The sequence below is a fragment of the Actinomycetospora chibensis genome, from assembly GCF_028737215.1.
Classification (GTDB): Bacteria; Actinomycetota; Actinomycetes; order Mycobacteriales; family Pseudonocardiaceae; genus Actinomycetospora; species Actinomycetospora chibensis.
The window spans coordinates 166,644-182,898 of record NZ_JAQZAM010000006.1 but is presented as its reverse complement, the minus strand read 5'-3'; the positions used below and the strand labels follow the sequence as shown (position 1 = coordinate 182,898).

Annotated in this window: 15 protein-coding genes; 7 read left to right on the top strand and 8 right to left on the bottom strand. The window is 74.2% G+C overall.

What is annotated here, in order from left to right; all coding sequences use genetic code 11:
* The first annotated feature begins 23 nt into the window (after positions 1-23).
* Complete coding sequence (locus PH189_RS11290) at positions 24-293, top strand: hypothetical protein (RefSeq protein ID WP_274188877.1); 270 nt, start codon at positions 24-26, stop codon at positions 291-293.
* Here PH189_RS11290 and PH189_RS11285 read toward each other — a convergent pair.
* On the bottom strand, positions 290-1,819 hold the full coding sequence (locus PH189_RS11285) for a carboxylesterase/lipase family protein (RefSeq protein WP_274188876.1): 1,530 nt from the start codon (positions 1,817-1,819) through the stop codon (positions 290-292). The two genes, PH189_RS11290 and PH189_RS11285, sit on opposite strands and share 4 nt — an antisense overlap.
* A 199-nt stretch (positions 1,820-2,018) precedes the next feature.
* Here PH189_RS11285 and PH189_RS11280 point away from each other — a divergent pair, with 199 nt between their 5' ends.
* The 4 genes from PH189_RS11280 to PH189_RS11265 all read left to right on the top strand — a co-directional run bounded on the left by PH189_RS11280 (position 2,019) and on the right by PH189_RS11265 (position 5,828).
* The gene (locus tag PH189_RS11280; RefSeq protein WP_274188875.1) at positions 2,019-2,669 is read left to right on the top strand and encodes a hypothetical protein; all 651 of its coding nucleotides are present in this window, start codon (positions 2,019-2,021) and stop codon (positions 2,667-2,669) included.
* 39 nt (positions 2,670-2,708) lie between these two features.
* A complete protein-coding gene (locus PH189_RS11275) occupies positions 2,709-3,323 on the top strand; it encodes a hypothetical protein (protein ID WP_274188874.1) in 615 nt (204 codons plus the stop codon).
* Between the two features lie 202 nt (positions 3,324-3,525).
* Positions 3,526-4,995 carry an N-acetylmuramoyl-L-alanine amidase gene (locus PH189_RS11270; protein ID WP_274188873.1) on the top strand — a complete coding sequence of 490 codons (1,470 nt, stop codon included), beginning with the start codon at positions 3,526-3,528 and terminating at the stop codon, positions 4,993-4,995.
* 41 nt (positions 4,996-5,036) lie between these two features.
* Entirely contained in the window at positions 5,037-5,828 is a 792-nt protein-coding gene (locus PH189_RS11265) for a SirB1 family protein (protein WP_274188872.1), read from the top strand.
* 50 nt (positions 5,829-5,878) lie between these two features.
* On the opposite strand, the gene PH189_RS11260 is transcribed toward PH189_RS11265, so the two are convergent.
* The 3 genes from PH189_RS11260 to macS all read right to left on the bottom strand — a co-directional run bounded on the left by PH189_RS11260 (position 5,879) and on the right by macS (position 9,130).
* Positions 5,879-7,270 carry a carotenoid oxygenase family protein gene (locus PH189_RS11260; RefSeq protein ID WP_274188871.1) on the bottom strand — a complete coding sequence of 464 codons (1,392 nt, stop codon included), beginning with the start codon at positions 7,268-7,270 and terminating at the stop codon, positions 5,879-5,881.
* Positions 7,271-7,340: 70 nt separating this feature from the next.
* Entirely contained in the window at positions 7,341-7,979 is a 639-nt protein-coding gene (locus PH189_RS11255; protein WP_274188870.1) for a response regulator, read from the bottom strand.
* Positions 7,979-9,130 (bottom strand): MacS family sensor histidine kinase, encoded by a 1,152-nt coding sequence (gene macS / locus PH189_RS11250; protein ID WP_274188869.1) that lies wholly within the window; start codon positions 9,128-9,130, stop codon positions 7,979-7,981. Before macS ends, PH189_RS11255 begins: the two co-directional genes overlap by 1 nt.
* 198 nt (positions 9,131-9,328) lie before the next feature.
* Here macS and PH189_RS11245 point away from each other — a divergent pair, with 198 nt between their 5' ends.
* The gene (locus tag PH189_RS11245; protein ID WP_274188868.1) at positions 9,329-10,480 is read left to right on the top strand and encodes a hypothetical protein; all 1,152 of its coding nucleotides are present in this window, start codon (positions 9,329-9,331) and stop codon (positions 10,478-10,480) included.
* 24 nt (positions 10,481-10,504) lie between these two features.
* On the opposite strand, the gene PH189_RS11240 is transcribed toward PH189_RS11245, so the two are convergent.
* Positions 10,505-11,014, bottom strand: coding sequence for a hemerythrin domain-containing protein (locus PH189_RS11240; RefSeq protein ID WP_274188867.1), 510 nt, complete (start codon positions 11,012-11,014; stop codon positions 10,505-10,507).
* 72 nt (positions 11,015-11,086) lie between these two features.
* Positions 11,087-12,166 (bottom strand): hypothetical protein, encoded by a 1,080-nt coding sequence (locus PH189_RS11235; RefSeq protein ID WP_274188866.1) that lies wholly within the window; start codon positions 12,164-12,166, stop codon positions 11,087-11,089.
* Positions 12,167-12,336: 170 nt separating this feature from the next.
* On the opposite strand from PH189_RS11235, the gene PH189_RS11230 reads away from it, so the two are divergent.
* Positions 12,337-12,654: an adhesin gene (locus tag PH189_RS11230; protein ID WP_274188865.1), complete on the top strand. Its 318-nt coding sequence runs from the start codon at positions 12,337-12,339 to the stop codon at positions 12,652-12,654.
* 37 nt (positions 12,655-12,691) lie between these two features.
* On the opposite strand, the gene PH189_RS11225 is transcribed toward PH189_RS11230, so the two are convergent.
* Together PH189_RS11225 and valS are read right to left on the bottom strand one after the other, a co-directional pair.
* Positions 12,692-13,672 carry a DUF6925 family protein gene (locus PH189_RS11225; protein WP_274188864.1) on the bottom strand — a complete coding sequence of 327 codons (981 nt, stop codon included), beginning with the start codon at positions 13,670-13,672 and terminating at the stop codon, positions 12,692-12,694.
* Between the two features lie 8 nt (positions 13,673-13,680).
* Positions 13,681-16,248 (bottom strand): valine--tRNA ligase, encoded by a 2,568-nt coding sequence (valS, locus tag PH189_RS11220; protein ID WP_274188863.1) that lies wholly within the window; start codon positions 16,246-16,248, stop codon positions 13,681-13,683.
* Positions 16,249-16,255: the final 7 nt, after the last annotated feature.

Here is a 16,255-nt window from a genome sequence, read left to right as displayed (position 1 = left end):
CCCGACCGGGTACCCGGGACCCCATGACCGAGGAGCAGGGCAAGACCCCGAAGGCCCGCAACCCCGCCGCGGACCCGGACCACGCGCCCGAGAAGCAGAGCGAGCTCAAGCTCAACGTCGGGATCGGGGTCCTCGGCACGGCCCTGTCGGTGGGCGTCGCGCTGATCTTCTTCTTCGTGCTCGAGGACATCGTGCTCGGCATCGTCTTCGCCGTCGTGGCGCTCGTGGCCCTCGCGATCACCCTGCGCGTGGCGTCCCGGAAGCGGAACGCCAAGCCGCAGCAGAAGTCCTAGTCGTAACCCCGGAACCCCTGCCAGGCGAGCCGGCGCTCACGGCGCGGGTCGGACTCGACGCGGTCGGTGCGATCGAAGATCTTCGTCAGGCGGGTGTCGGTGTCGTAGGTCGGCCAGTGGCCCGCCGGCGTGCCGTGCCGGGCGAAGTGCACCCAGTCGGCCTGGATGCGCTCGGACAGGGCCCGCAGGTGGCGACGCCCGCCGAGCGCGGTCAGGACGCGGGCCGCGCCCGAGTCGACGAGACCGAAGACCGCGTAGAGCTCCATGCCGTGCGTGGCCCGCACGCCCATCAGGTTCAGCACCGGGGTCGTGAGGTCGTAGCGGTACGCCCACACCGGCCCGCGGTGGGCCTGCATGACGCGCACCGACGGGTACCAGAACATGTAGTCCCCGCCGAGGTCCTTGCGGTGCGCCGTGCCCTCGTAGGCGGCGAGCACCTGGTCACGCAGCTCGGGCTGGGTGAGCGCGAACATCTGTGACGCCCGCTCCTCGCTGACGAGGACGTCCATCCGCATGCGGGGGAGCTCGAAGAGGCGCCCCTCGGTGTCGTTCGTGCCGATGATCAGCGGGACGTCCACCGCCCGGCCGCCCTCGAACGCGTCGAGCGGTGACTCGGGCAGGAGGTCACCGTCGACGACGGGCGCGGTGGGGATCGTGCCCGGCTGGTCGCCGATGGTCTCGCGCAGGATGCGGGCGGCGGCGAGCAGCTCGTCCGGGGTGGCGGTCGTGAGGCCACGGAGCGGGTCGTCGTCGGCGCCCAGGGCGGAGACGAACCCCGCGGCCCAGCCCCGCGCGCGCTCCTGGCCGAACACCATCCCCGGCGCGGAGCTCTCGGCGATCGCCCGGTGGAACAGGCCGTGGGCGGCGGGTGTGGCCATCAGCGTCGTCACCGAGATCGCGCCCGCCGACTCGCCGAAGACCGTGACCTGCCCGGGGTCTCCGCCGAAGGCCGCGATGTTGTCGCGCACCCACTCCAGGGCGGCGATCTGGTCGCGCAGGCCGAGGTTCGACTCGATGGGCCGCTCGGGCGTCCCGTAGCCGGAGAAGTCGAGGTAGCCGAGCGCGCCCAGGCGGTAGTTCACGGTCACGAGGAGGCACTCGCCGCGACGCACGACGTCGTAGCCGCGGTAGGTGGGCGCCGACGACGCCCCGACGACGAACGCGCCGCCGTAGAACCAGACCATCACGGGGCGCGGTTCGTCGGACGGGGTGGACGGGGCGCTGACGTTGAGCGTCAGGCAGTCCTCGCCCATCGGCGTGTGTCTGCCGGCACCGATGAACTCGCCGATGCGCTCCTGGATCGGCACCGGCCCGTACCGCGAGCCGTCGCGCGCCCCCTCCCAGGGCACCACGGGCTGCGGGGCGCGCAGGCGGAGATCGTCGACGGGCGGCGCCGCGTAGGGGACACCCCGCCAGGTGTGCACGTCGTGCGTGGTGATGCCCCGGACGACGCCGCCGGTGGTCTTGATCTCGGGACCGGGAGTGAGTGCCTGGGGCCGCGAGCGCATGTCCCGACTCTCGTCCACGGCGCCCTCGCACGCCCGCCGATGTGATCTGTGTGGCCGTCCCGGGCGTGTCGCGGTGGAGATCCGGCGCCTCGACGACAAGACGAGTGGACGCCATGACACGCTCGGCGGTACGCGGAGCGACACTCGGTCACACCACTGATGGATATTCGCCCTATCGGCTCAGCGTGTCGCGTTGCGAGGACGAAGATTTCTCTCGATGGACGTGCAGACGGACGCGGGTGTCGACGCGGCGCTGTGGGGACTCGAGGCCGCCTTCGTGGCGCACCCGGCCCCCCGGTCGCTGGCGGGCTGCCCGCAGTGCCACGGCGGCGAGGTGTCGGTCGCCGACGCCGACCCGCTCACGCTGGCGCTCACCCTGGGCAACACGCTGGGCACGCCGGACGACCTGCGCGCGCTCACTCCGTGGTTGCTGCGTACGGCGCTGACCGACGAGCGGGTGGACCTGCGCACCGTGCTGGGCCGGATCGCCGAGAACTGGGCGACCTGGGGCGACCTCGAGCGCGACGCGGTGCGCGACCTCGCCGACGCGGTGTGGTCGGCGCTGCTGGACATGCACCCGGACGCCCCCGGGGGCGCGACGGCCGTGGGGATGCTCGACAGCGTCGGCGCGCTCGGTGAGCCGCCCGCGCGGCTGATCGCGATCTGGGAGTACAAGGAGATCGCGAGCGCGGACCACCACCTCGCCGAGCTCGTCGTCGACGCCTTCTACGGCGCGCGCGTCGACCCGAGGATCCTGGCCTGGGCGCACGCCGACACCCAGCGCGTGCGCCTCGAGCGCGCCCGGGACCGCGACGCGCGCGAGCGCTGGGCCGGCACGCTCACCGCCGCCTGCGACCTCCTCGCCTGAGGACGCCCGCGCCGCGGGCCCTCCGACACACTGGTCGGTGTGGCGAGCTCGCGGGGTCTGCCCGACACCCTGATCGACGAGTTGTGGCGGCGCGCGGTCGGCGGGATCGGCCCGTTCGCGGGTGCGGCGTCGGTGGCCGAGGACGCGTTGCGCGCGACGGAGGACGACGTCGAGGCCGCCGTGCGCCGGGTCGTCGGCAGCCACGTCAGGCTCGCGGCCAGCTCGGGCCTGCTGACCAGCCTCGGGGGCGCCGCGACGCTCGTCGTCACCGCGCCGGCGGGGATGACCGGGCTCTACCTGCTCGGCACGCGCCTCGCCGCGGCGGTCGCCCACCTGCGCGGCCGGGACCTCGAGGACCCGGTCATCCGGACGGCGGCGCTCGTCTGCGTCCTGGGTGGCGACGGCACCGAGCTCGCCGAGCGCACGGGACTCGACCTCGTCAACGCCTCCCTCCTGTACGGCCTGCGCCGGCTGCCGCCCGAGGTGCGCGGGCAGCTGGACACCCGCATCGGCTACCGCCTGACCTCGCGCTTCACCCGACGGGGCGCCCTCAACGTCACCAAGCTCATCCCCGTCGTCGCGGGCCCCATCGGCGCGGGGTCGGACGCCATGGCGATGAGGACGGTGGCGACGTTCGCGCAGGCTCACCTGTGAGCGGGATGCGCTGACGCGAAGTCACCCGACCGGGCGCCTTCTGCGCGTGGTGTGGCGAGTGGTGCGCATGTGGGGGTCATCGTGGGCGTCGGCGGATCATGACGATGCCGCCGACGCGAGCGGAGGTGTGTGCGCGATGGTCGGGTCCGGTGCTCCGAGGGGGCGTGCCCGCAGGGTGGCGCGGACGCGGACAGGGGCCGTCGTGCTGCTGACGACGGGGGCCCTGCTGCTCCCGAGCCCGGCGCTGGCGCAGCCGGCCGGTCCGGAGGTGCCCCCCGACCCGCCGGCGCCCACCGGTGTCTCGCAGCTCGACCCGTCGCACGCGGTGATGCCGCCCGCCGGTCTGCCGCCCGCGGCCCCGGTGGCCGCCGGCGTCGCGCCCGTCACGTACGCGCCGGGTGCCCGTGACGCGCTCGGCGCGCGACAGGTGCGCAGCGAGAGCCCGCTGCGTCTCGTCGCCGTGACCTGGGCGGGACCGGCACCGGACTCGGTGTCCCTGCGCTCGACCGACGCCGCCGGGCGGTGGGGCACCTGGACGAACCTCGACCCTGCGGGCAGCGAGCGCGAGGACGCCGGCGCGCCCGGGCGCGGTGGGACCGACCCGATCTGGGTGGGCGACCGCACCGGGGTGGAGGTCCGCGCGATGCGCGCCGGGCAGCCGGTGACCGACCAGGTGCAGGTCGTGCGGATCGACCCGGGCGTCGGCAGCAACGACCAGGCGATCGGGTCGATGGGCTCGGCGCGCGGGCCGGCCGCACCGAAGTACGTGACGCGGGCCCAGTGGGGCGCCGACGAGTCGAAGATGACCTGGCCGCCCCAGACGACCCCGGCGCTGCGCGCGGTGACCATCCACCACACCAGCGAGTCCAACGACTACTCGCCCGCCGACTCCCCGGGCATCGTCCGCGCGATCTTCGCGTACCACGCGGAGAGCCAGGGCTGGGGCGACATCGGCTACAACGCCCTGGTCGACAAGTACGGGACGATCTTCGAGGGACGCGCGGGCGGGCTCGACCGCAACGTCACCGCCGCCCACGCGGGCGGGTTCAACCGCGAGACCTTCGGCATCGCGATGATGGGCAACTACTCCACGCTGCCCCCGAACGCCGCCACCATGAACTCCGTGGCGGCCCTCGCGGCATGGAAGCTCGGAGGCCTGTACCGCGACCCCGGCGAGCAGGTGCGGCTCACCTCCAGCGGCGGAGGCACCTCGCGGTTCCCGAAGGGTCAGACGACGACGGTGCCCGCGCTGTTCGCGCACCGCGACGTCGGGAACACCTCCTGTCCCGGCGACATCGCGTACACCCAGATGGCCCCGCTGCGCGCGAAGGTCCAGGCGCTCATCGCCGGGGCGGCGTCGGACGTCCGGACGGCCTGGTCGGCCGACCGTGACGCGCTCGGCGAGCCGACCCGCGTCGAGTCGCCGACCGTCGACGGGACGGGGCGGCGCACCGACTTCGAGCGCGGCACGGTGGTCTGGTCGCCGCGGACCGGGGCGTGGCCGGTGACCGGCGCCATCGCCGAGCACTGGCGGGGCGCCGGGGCCGAGGGCTCGCGGCTGGGCTATCCGACCAGCGCCGAGTACGACGTCCCCACCGGGCGGCAGCAGAACTTCGAGCACGGAGCGCTGACCTGGACCCGGGGTAGCGGGACGGTCGCCGCGCCCGCCTGACCACCCGGCGGTGCGGCGCCCGCGGGGGCAGGATGCGCGGGGTGGACGACGACGCGGCGCGCCGGGCGGCCGTGGAGCGGTTCCTCGCCCTCGTCGCGGCGGGGGAGCCGGACCTGCTGGAGGGCGCGCTCGAGATCGCCCGCGCCGCCGACCCGTCCGCCGACGCGGAGCAGGCGCGCGCCGAGATCGACCGGCTCGCCGTGGGGATCACCGACGTCGACGCCCTGGTGCACCGGCTCTTCGTCGAGGAGGGCTTCCACGGCGACAGCGAGGACTACTACGACCCCCGGAACTCCTCGCTGATCGAGGTGCTCGGCCGCCGCACGGGCATCCCGATCACGCTCGCCGTGCTGTGCGTGGAGGTCGGGCGTCGCGCGGGCGTCGCGCTCGAGCCGGTCGGGATGCCGGGGCACTTCCTCGTGCACCCCGTGGGCTCGGCGCGCCACCTCGACCCGTTCACCGGGGAGATGCTCGATCGCGAGCAGTGCGAGCGCCGCTTCCGGGAGTCGACGGGCCTCGGTCCCGAGGTGGCGTTCGACGACGCCTTCCTCGCGCCGGTCAGCAGCGAGGCCGTGCTCGTGCGGATGCTCGCCAACCTGCGGGGCATCCACCGGACGCGCGGCGACCTCGCCCAGCTCGGCTGGGTGCTGCGCATGCGTCTCGCCCTGCCCGGGGTCTCCGCGGTGGAGGTCGCCGAGCTGGCCGAGATCCGCGGCCGCCGCGCGGCGTTCGGCGAGGCCGCGGCCCTGCTCGAGCACTGGGCGGAGCACCTGCCCCGCGACGCCGACGAGCTCCGCCGCCACGCCCGCCGCTGGCGCGCGCACCTGAACTGAGGTGCCTTCGGCATGTGAGCACTTCGGAGTGCCATGGCACTCCGAAGTGCTCACATGCGCGGAGCGCACCTGTCGGGAATCCAGCTGCCGTGGAAGCCCGAGGGCACGCCGCGGGGGAGGGTCACCGCGGCGACCGGGGGCCCGCTGACGTCCGTCGCGTCGAGCACCAGCAGCCGGGACGCCGCGCCGTCGCGCGTCGTGGTGATCGTCAGCAGCCAGCCGTCGTCCTCGGCGCGCCCGGGTGCCTCGGACGCGACGAACACGGCCTCGCCGGCCACGACGTCGGGGCCCAGCTCGTGGGCGGCCAGAGTGCCGTCGCTGTCGACCTTGACCACGGCGCCGGCCCGCTCGCCGCCCGCCCCGCGGTCGGCGACGGCGTAGCGCCAGCGCGCCGGGCGGCCCACCAGCGCCTCGTCGATCGTCGGGAACTCGACGCCCCGCTCCTCGAGCGCCGTCTCGGTCACCGAGCCGTCGCGCGGGTCGAGCACCCAGCGGTGCATCCGGGCCGCGCCCGTCGCCGCGGCGGCCGCCGCGGGGTCGCCCGGTACGGGCCCGCCCCACATCACCCCGACGTCCGCGGGCGCGTAGCGCGCGCCGTCCACCACCACGCGCCCGTCGTCGTCGCTGTGCGCCCCGCCCACGTGGAAGACGTAGCAGGGGTCGACGTCGAACCACGTCACCGCGCCCGCGGGGTCGTCCTGGCGCATCACGCCGAGGCGCGCCCCGTACGACTCGTCCCAGCCGAACGGCATGCCCGTCGCCATCCGCTGCCATTGGAAGGTCATCGGCAGGTCGAGCCACACGACGTGCTCGGCGGTGACCGCGAAGTCGTGCATCATCGTCGGCCCCGCGACGTCGACCCCGCGGCTGACGAGGTCGCCGCCGTCGGCGGAGAGCCGGTGGTAGGTCAGGAACGGCGGGAACGGCGAGTAGCCGAAGAAGTGCAGGTCGCCGCTGACCGGGTCGGTCTTCGGGTGCGCGGTCATCGCCGTGGTGAGGCGTCCGCCGAAGTCGCAGGGCCCGACGGTGCCGAGGTCGGCGTCCACCTCGTAGGGCAGCCCGTTCTCGACCAGCGCGAACAGCCGCCCGCCGTGCTCGATGACGTGGGTGTTCGCGGGGACCGCGGCCAGGTCGACGCCGGCCTCGGACAGGAACGGGTGCCCCTCGAGCGCGCGGGTGCGCACCCAGCGGTTGCGGTACCACTCCGCGCGCCCCTCGCGCAGACGCACGCCGTGCAGCATTCCGTGCGCGGTGAAGAGGTGGCCGGGCTCCTCGCCGGGCAGCCGGTTGGGGCCGTTGCGCAGGTAGCGCCCGGTGAGCTCGGGCGGCAGGGTCCCCTCGACGGGGAGGTCGACGGCGTCGATCTCGTCGGGCACGGGGGTGAACCGCCCGCCGAGCTCCGGGCGACGCCCGATCGGGGCGGGGGCGGGCGTGGTGGCCATGGCCCCACCCTCAACCTGTCCGTACGGACATGTCGAGCTGGGGCCGATGCTCGGCCGGCCCCGGGGCCCGTCACTCGTCGGCGTCCAGACCGCGTTCGATGGCATACCTCGTCAGCTCCACGCGGTTGGTGAGCTGCAGCTTGCGCAGTGAGTTCTGGACGTGGTTCTCGACGGTCCGGTGCGAGAGCGTCAGCCGCGTGGCGATGGCCCGGGCCGTCAGCCCCTTGGCGACGAGGCGCAGGACCTCGGTCTCGCGCGGGGTGAGGCGCGGCTCGTCGGGGCCCTCGGACTCGAGCCGCCGGTACTCGCCGAGCACGAGCCCGGCCAGCCCGGGCGAGAAGACGGCCTGCCCGCGGGCCGTGCGGTCGATCGCGTCGACGAGCTCCTCCATGCCGGCCGACTTGACGAGGTAGCCCGACGCGCCCGCCCGCACGGCCTCGAGGACGTGGCCGTGCTCGGTGCTCGCCGAGAGCACGAGGACGCGGGTGTCGGGCAGCGCCTCCCGGATCGCCGCCGTCGCCTCGGCGCCGGAGAGCTCCGGGAGCTGCAGGTCCATGAGCACGACGTCGGGCCGCACGGCGCGCGCGATCCGCACTGCAGCGGCCCCGTCCGGGGCGGTGGCGACGATCTCGATGTCGCGTTCGGTGAGGTCGCGGGCGACGCCCTCGCGCCAGATCGGGTGGTCGTCGACGACCATGACGCGGACCATCACGCCTCCTTGCGCGGAACGACGATCTCCCACTCCGTGCCCTCGCCGGGGCCGGTGTGCAGCGACAGGGTGCCGCCGAGGTCCCGGACGCGCCCGCGCATCGATCCCGCGACGCCGAGGTGGCCCTCCGCTGCGGCCTGCTCCAGGCGCCCGTCCGGGATGCCGGGACCGTCGTCGCGCACGCTCACGGTGACCGCGTCGTCGTCGGCCTCGACCAGCACCCACAACCCGGCGTCCGGGGCGTGCTCCGCGGCGTTGGTGACGGCCTCGCGGAGCACGGCTGCGAGCTCGTCGACGACGGTCGCGGGCAGGGGCACGGCGTGCGCGGGCACCGCGAGCGAGGCGTGCGTCGGCAGCAGGCCGGCGAGGCGCGAGGACAGGTCGACCGTGCCGTCGGACGCCGGCACGGGCGCCGAGGTGATCAGGCGGCGCAGCGCGACCTCCTGCTCCCCGGCGAGGCGGGCGAGCTCGACGGCGGGCGCGTCGACCCCGTGGCGGGCGAGCTCGTCGCCGCGCCGGCGGACGAGGGCCAGCACCTGCAGCACGCCGTCGTGGATGTCGCGGGCCAGTCGCTCGCGCTCGGCCGTCGCTGCTTCGCGGGCGGCGGCGGCGCGCAGCTGCTCGACCGAGCGGCGCATCGTGTCGGCCGCCAGCCCGACGGCGAGCCCGGCGACGAGCAGCAGCTGGGCGTCGAAGAGCAGGTCGGCGTCGAGCGCGCGGCGCACCCCGAACAGGACGGCGAGGGTGACCAGCGCGCCGGACAGCCCGCCCCGCCACCCGAACGCGATCGCCAGGGCGAGCACCGGGCCCGCCGACCAGACGGTCGTGATCACCGGGCCACCCGCGGCGAGGCGGTCGGGGGTGTCGACGAGCAGCGTCGACGCGGTCGCGAGCGCGGTCAGCAGGAGGTCGGCGACAGCGGTGGCCGGGTCGCCGGAGCGCAGGTAGCGCCGCGAGGAGATCGCGGTCCAGACGGCCATCGCGGCGACCACCACGATCCCGAGCACCGGGCGTGCCCACTCGTCGTCGAAGCGCACGATGTTGACCACGGCCGCGACCAGCGCCACGACCCGGTAGACCACCAGCCCCCGCCACAGTGGCACGAGGTGGGGATGGGTGCGGGCGCGCGGGGAGGCGTCGGCGGTGATCACCACACCTCCCGTCGGCGCACCTGCCCGGGCGAGGAGCGCGAGCCTAACGGACATGTCCTCGCCCAATCGCCGAACGGACTATCACTCTCGATCACCGATGAGTGAAGATCCCGGCAACCGGCTAACGTCACGCGTTCGTCGATTGAACAGACGAGTGAAGATTGACCTGTTCGGAGTACAGCGGCTGGAGGGGGAGACGTGGACCGGTGGGTCATGGTGCTGGAAGCCGTCCCTGGCTCCCTGGCGGCGATCCGGGTGGACGAGGCCGAGTACCGCGCGATCGACGCGGAGCTCGCCGACGGTGACACCGAGGTGCTGGGCGCCTCGCTGGCCGAGCTCGTGGCTGCCGAGGGCAGTCAGCCCGACCACCTCGTGCTCGTGGTGCCCGGCGACCTCGACGAGCACCGGTTCGCGGTCCTGACCGAAGCCGTCAGCCTCGCGGGCCTGCCCGACCCCTCCTGGCTGCCCGACGCGGTGGCGTGGGCCGGAGACCAGCTCGCGCGCTCGCCCGCGGGCACGGCTGCAGTGGTCGTCGACACCCGGGGCGACGAGCTCGCCGTGTGGCCGGTACGCGCCGCCGACGACGGCGTCGAGATCGCCGAGGGCGGTGCGGTCGACCTGAACGCGCGCCTCGACGGCCTGCTGGCGGGTGTCGTGCACGCCAAGCTCGCGGTCGTCGCGCCGGAGCTCGCCGATTCGCTGCGTGACCGCTCCGACGCCGTCGGCCGGCGCGACGCCGCCCACCTGTCCCGCGAGCTGCGCGAGGCCCGCCGCATCATGTGCGTCTCGGACGGCGAGGAGCTGGTGGTGACCGCGGGCGAGGCCGAGGTCTACCTCACCCGCGGCGAGTTCACGCGCCTCGTCGAGCACGCGCTGCTCGAGATCATCACCGACGGCCTCGGCGACGACGTAACCGACGTCCTCACGATCGTCGTGGCCGACCGTGAGACGCCGGTCGTGGAGCATCTGACCGACCCGGAGGGCGCCGACGCGACACTGCTCTGGGCTCCCCCGGAGGCCGGCTCCCTGCCGTGGGCCGCGGCCCTGGTGCTTCCGCGGTACGAGGAGGACGCCGGCCCGGTGGACGACCCGTGCCCGACCGACGGCTTCCCGCTGCCGGACGGCGCGCTCGTCCCCCTGCCGCGCGCCGAGGGCCCACGCGGCGAGCGGCCGGGCTGGGTCGTGCCCGCGCTGTCCACGCTTCTGGTCTTCGTCCTGGCCGGGTCCGCCGCGGTGCTCGTCACCGATCCCGACATCCCCGGCCTCGCGCCGAACGCCGACGCCGTGTCCCCGATCATCCCGATCGGGTTCGACCAGGGCGGGGACCCGCCGCTGACCCCGCCGCGCTGACCCCCTCGAGCCCGGGCGGCGAGGTCAGGAGGTCACGGCCTCCACGTACTCCTCGGCGTCCTTCTGCTCGAAGGACAGACCACGACCCTCGGCGTGCTCGACCTTGAACTGCTCGAACTTCGCGCCCAGCTCCTGGCGGAACGCGAGCGAGGTGACCCTGCGGAAGGGCGCGAGGTCGTCGCTCTCCTCCTCGGCCATGTGGTGGTTGTTCGCCTTGTCGGTCTCGTCGATGGCGTCCCACCACTCCTGGCTGCCGACGGTCGCGGCACGCGCCTTCTCGGTGCCCGCGCGGATCTCGTCGTGGTCGCCGATCGCGTCCTCGGTCGCCGAGGCCTCCTCGTCGTCCGCGCGACGGGCCATCGACGGGTAGAAGTGCTGCTCCTCGGCGGAGGCGTGGATCTCGAGCTGGACCGCCAGGCTGTCCCAGACCTTCTCGGCCTCCTCGGGCTGCTCGCGCAGGTCGGCCAGGTGCAGGAACTGGCGGCGGAACCAGTCGTGGTCGTCGAGGATCATCTCGGTGATGTCGGCGGACATGGGGCCCTCTCGTTCGCGTGGTGGCACCGGGGTCCTACCCCGGGTCGTTGGACACGAACCGGTAGGCAAGCCTCACCGGGCCTGGACGGACCCCGCCGGGTCGACGAACCACACCTCGGCATTCGCGCCCGCCAACGACGTCGCGCGCTGCTCGGTGAGGCTGCGGTAGCGCCGCGTGTCGGGCAGCGCGATGACGATGCGGGCCCGCGGGTGTGCGCGGCGTCGCTGCGCCGCCGCCTGCTCCGCGCCGGCGAACCAGTCGCCGGCGATCGTCGTCGGATGCGTCCGTGCACCGTCCGCGGGCCATCCCGTGACCTCGACGTGCACGTCGTCGCCGTCGAGGGACGCGACGAGGTCCCGGGTCGGTCCCTGCCCGTCGAGAGTGGCCGAGCGCAGCGTCGCCCCCCGCCGCACCAGCCAGTCCGCGACGAGCGCCTGCACGTTCGCCACCCGCGACCACGCCTGCAGCGCGTCGAACGGTGGCGGCCCGCAGGTCGGGGCGTCGGCTTCGGTCTGCGACGTCGCCGGGGTGTCGACGCCCGGGGTCGGCTCGGCGTGCTCGGGCGCCTGTATGGGGTCGGGCGCGGGAGCCGCGCTCTCGGCCGCGCTCTGCTTCCGCCGCTTCGGCTTCGCCGACGACGCGGGCGTGTCCTGCGGCTCGGGGGTGGCCTCACTCGCGGGAGATGCTTCGGTTTCCGAAGCGTCCGGCGGAGGGGTCGTGACGTCGGCGGTCACGCGGCCGCTCTTCGCGCGGCTTGCCTTCTGGGCCCGTCGGGCCGATTCCGTTGCGGGAGTTGCTTCGGTTTCCGAAGCGTCCGGCGTGGGGGTCGTGAGGTCGGCGGACTCGCGGCCGCTCTTCGGCGGCGTGGCCGTCCCCGCCCGTCGGCTGCCGGTCCTGCGCGCACGCAGCTCCGTGGGCGGCGCCTCGGGAGTCGAGTCCGGAGCACCCGGGGTAGCCGTGGTCTTCCGACCCCGGCGGCGGGCGGGAGGAGTGGGGAGGCGGTTGAGGATCGGACGGGTGCCGACGCGCACGAGCGCGCCCTCGGCGACCAGGCGCCGGCAGAGCTGGTTGACCGTCTGGGGGCGGGTGCCGTCGCCGAGCGCCTGGGCGAGGGCGGCGTCGGAGAGGCCGTCCGGTGACGCCTCGAGCATTCGGAGTACGGCCGCGCGCCGATCGGTGGGGTCAGGGCTCACCGGGAGGGCCATTCGGTCGTTCCCCTCCGTGTTCGGGCAGTCGTTCTGGCCTGAGCTGGGGATTCGGTCGCGTGACGGCACGCGCATCCACGTGCGTGACCAATCCGTGATCCGTATGGTAACGAGGCATGCTGGCACTGACGGAGACGGCGGCCGAGGCGATCTCGTCCATCCTCGAGACCAATGAGATGCCTGAGGGGTCGGGTCTGCGCATCGCAGCCACGCCCAACATGGCGGAGGAGGGCCTCGAGCTCTCCGTGGCACCCACCCCCGCGGCGGACGACACCGTGCTCGAAGGTGGCGGCGCCGTCATCTTCCTCGAGCCCCAGGCGGCGTCGGCCCTCGACGACAAGGTGCTCGACGTCGAGCGCGTCCCGGACGCCGAGCGCGGCGACGGCGACGAGTTCCGGTTCGCGATCACACCGCAGTCCGAGCTCCAGGACTGAGCCACCCCGCTCACCGCCCGACCGGTCACGACCGGGCTCACGACTGGGCGGGGTCGTGGGTGAGCGGCTGCTCGTGGCCGTCCGCCCGCTCCCGCGGGATGTGCCGTCGCCACGCCTCGACGTGGGGATGATCGGGCGACAGCTCCTCGCACTGCCGTAGCGCCAGCTCCACCGCCGCCCGGTACTCGCGCCGCAGCGCCCACGCGGGCGGCTCCGTCGACGTCGCCAGCGCGTCGTCGGCCGCCGCCTTCGTCGCCGTCACCGCCGGATCGCCGAACCGAGCCAGCATCTCCTGGCCCCGGCGGTGCCGGTCGGCGCGCGTCGGAATGCGTTGCCCGTCGACGGCCCGGGTCGGATGCGGGAGATGGATGATCGCTCCCGGCACGTGACCGGCCGGGATCGGGTCCGTCGCCGCGTGCGTCCGGCCCCGGGCGAGCAGGCGCGGCAGCAGGTGGGTGTGCGGACCGTCCGGGCTGGCGCCGGTCGGCGGCGGGATCGGGGTGAACACCTCGAGCCGCGCGACCCCGGTGCGGAACACACGGTGCGGGCCGGCCTCGACCAGCGCCGCGGCCAGGTGCCCGGCCTCCGCGAGGGGTCGCCCCTCGACCGCCCGGAGCTCGGCCAGCAGCGACGGGTCGCTGGTCCGCACGCACGCCTCGAGGTGCGGCGCCCCGACGCCGAGGTCGACGAGCACCGCCCCGCGGTCCCCGGCGCGCAGCGCGTCCCCGTCGGGCCCGAGCTCGGTGATGACCGACCGCCCGCCCGAGGGCAGCGGCAGGCACAGCGCGACGGCCTGGCTCCAGCTCTCGCCGGCCCGGCGCTCCCAGGCGACCGGCAGGACGTCGTCGGTCAGCGCGACGGCGACGCCCCCGCGTGGCGTGACCACCGAGGCCCGGCGCGGCGCGTGCACCACCTCGGCCGGCTCGTCGGGGTCGCGCAGGAACTCGGCGAGCGCGCCGAACGTGCCGACGCTCCAGCCCGCGTCCGGGTCGTCGACCCAGTCGAGGAGGTCGTCCACGAGCGAGGTCAGCCCGTGGGATCGCCGACGGTGGTGACGAGCTCGCCGTCCGCGGACACCACGAGCTCGACGTCGCGCACCCGCCCGGCGGCCCGTACGTCGGCGAGCGCCGCGCGCAGCGCCTCGAGCGCGGCCGGCGCGGCCTGCACCGAGAGGCTCTCGACCTCGGTGCGGATGGAGAGCTTCTGCTCGGACTTCGCCCGGCGGATGCTCCCGATGACGTCGGACGCGACCTCGAGGACCTGCGGGTCGGCCTCGGCGGAGGTGGCCAGCTCGTGGATGTCCGGCCAGGGGGCGCGGTGCACCGAGCCCTCCTGCCACCACGACCAGACCTCCTCGGCCACGAACGGCAGCACCGGCGCGAAGAGCCGCTGCAGCACCCGCAGCGCGGCCGCGAGCGTGGCGCGCGCGGAGTCGCGCCCGGCCTCGTCGAACTCGCCGTAGGCACGGGACTTGACCAGCTCGAGGTAGTCGTCGCAGAAGAACCAGAAGAACTGCTCGGTGGCCTCGAGCGCGACGGCGTAGTCGTAGCCGTCGAGGGCCGTCGTCGCCTTCTCGACCACCTCGGTGAGGCGGGCGAGCAGCGCGCGGTCCAGGGGCATCGACACCGCGGTGAGGTCCGGCTCCCCGGCCGGGACCCCGACGCCCAGGATGAACTTCGACGCGTTGAGCAGCTTCATCGCCAGGCGTCGGCCGACCTTCATCTGTCCGCGGTCGAACGCCGTGTCGACGCCGGGGCGCCCCCCGGCGGCCCAGTAGCGCACCGCGTCGGAGCCGTACTCCTCGAGCAGACCCATCGGCGTGACGACGTTGCCCTTGGACTTCGACATCTTCTTGCGGTCGGGATCGAGGATCCAGCCCGAGAGCGCGGCGTGCGCCCAGGGCAGCGTGTCGTGCTCGAGGTGGCTGCGCAGCACCGTCGAGAACAGCCAGGTGCGGATGATGTCGTGCGCCTGCGGGCGCAGGTCCATGGGGAAGACCCGGGAGAACAGGTCGTCGTCGATGCTCCACAGCCCCGCGATCTGGGGTGTCAGCGACGAGGTCGCCCACGTGTCGAGGATGTCGGGGTCGCCGGTGAAACCGCCCGGGACGTCGCGCTGCTCGACGGTGAAGCCCGCCGGGACGTCGGTGGAGGGGTCGACGGGCAGCGCGTCGTCCGCCGGCGTGAGCACCTCGTCGGGGAGGACCTCGCCGTCGGCGTCGAGCCGGTACCAGACCGGCACGGGCACGCCGAAGAAGCGCTGGCGGCTGACCAGCCAGTCGCCGTTGAGGCCGCGCACCCAGTCCTCGTAGCGGTGGCGCATGTAGCCCGGGTGCCACTGCAGCTCCTGGCCGCGGGCGATCATCTCGTCGCGCACGGCCGCGTCCCGGCCGCCGTTGCGGATGTACCACTGGCGGCTGGAGACGATCTCGAGCGGCTTGTCGCCCTTCTCGAAGAACTTCACCGGGCGCGTGACGGGACGGACGTCGCCGACGAGCTCGCCGGACTCGGTGAGCAGCGCGACGATCCGCTCCTTGGCGGTGTGCACCGTCGCGCCCGCGAGCTCCTCGTAGCGCTGCCGGCCGAGCTCCGAGGTGATCCACTCGGGCGTCTCGCGCAGGAGTCGGCCGTCGCGGTTGATCACCGTGCGGTTGGGCAGGTCGAGCTCGCGCCACCACTGGACGTCGGTGAGGTCGCCGAACGTGCAGCACATGGCGATGCCGGCGCCGCGGTCCATCTCGGCGGCCGGGTGCGCGAGCACCGGGACCTCGACGTCGAACAGCGGCGAGCGCACCGTCGTGCCGAACAGCGGCTGGTAGCGCTCGTCGTCGGGGTGCGCGATGAGCGCGACGCAGGCGGGGATCAGCTCCGGACGCGTGGTCTCGATGAACACGTCCGCGTCCGACCCGTGGTACGCGACCCGGTGCCACGCGCCCGTGTGCTCGCGGTCCTCGAGCTCGGCCTGCGCGACGGCGGTGCGGAACGTGACGTCCCACAGCGTCGGCGCCATCGAGACGTAGGCCTGGCCGCGCTCGACGTTGCGCAGGAACGCGCGCTGGCTGATCGCGCGGGCCCGGGCGTCGATGGTCTGGTAGCCGTGCGACCAGTCGACCGAGAGGCCGTTGCGGCGCCACAGCTCCTCGAACGCCTTCTCGTCCTCGGCGGTGAGCGTCTCGCAGAGCTCGACGAAGTTCTTGCGCGAGATCGGGACCTGCTGCTTGCCGGGCTTCTCCGGCGGGGTGAAGTCCGGGTCGTACGGCAGGCTCGGCTCGCACCGCACCCCGTAGAAGTTCTGCACGCGCCGCTCGGTGGGCAGGCCGTTGTCGTCCCAGCCCATCGGGTAGAAGACGTGCTTGCCGCGCATGCGCTGGAAGCGGGCGACGATGTCGGTGTGGGTGTAGCTGAACACGTGCCCGACGTGCAGCGAGCCGGACACCGTCGGCGGCGGGGTGTCGACCGAGTACACCTGCTCGCGCGTGGCCGTGCGGTCGAACGCGTAGGTGCCCTCGTCCTCCCATACGCGCGCCCACCGGTCCTCGAGGCCGTCGAGGGTCGGCTTCTCGGGCACGCGTGTGCCGGGCTCGGACTGCACCATGACACCC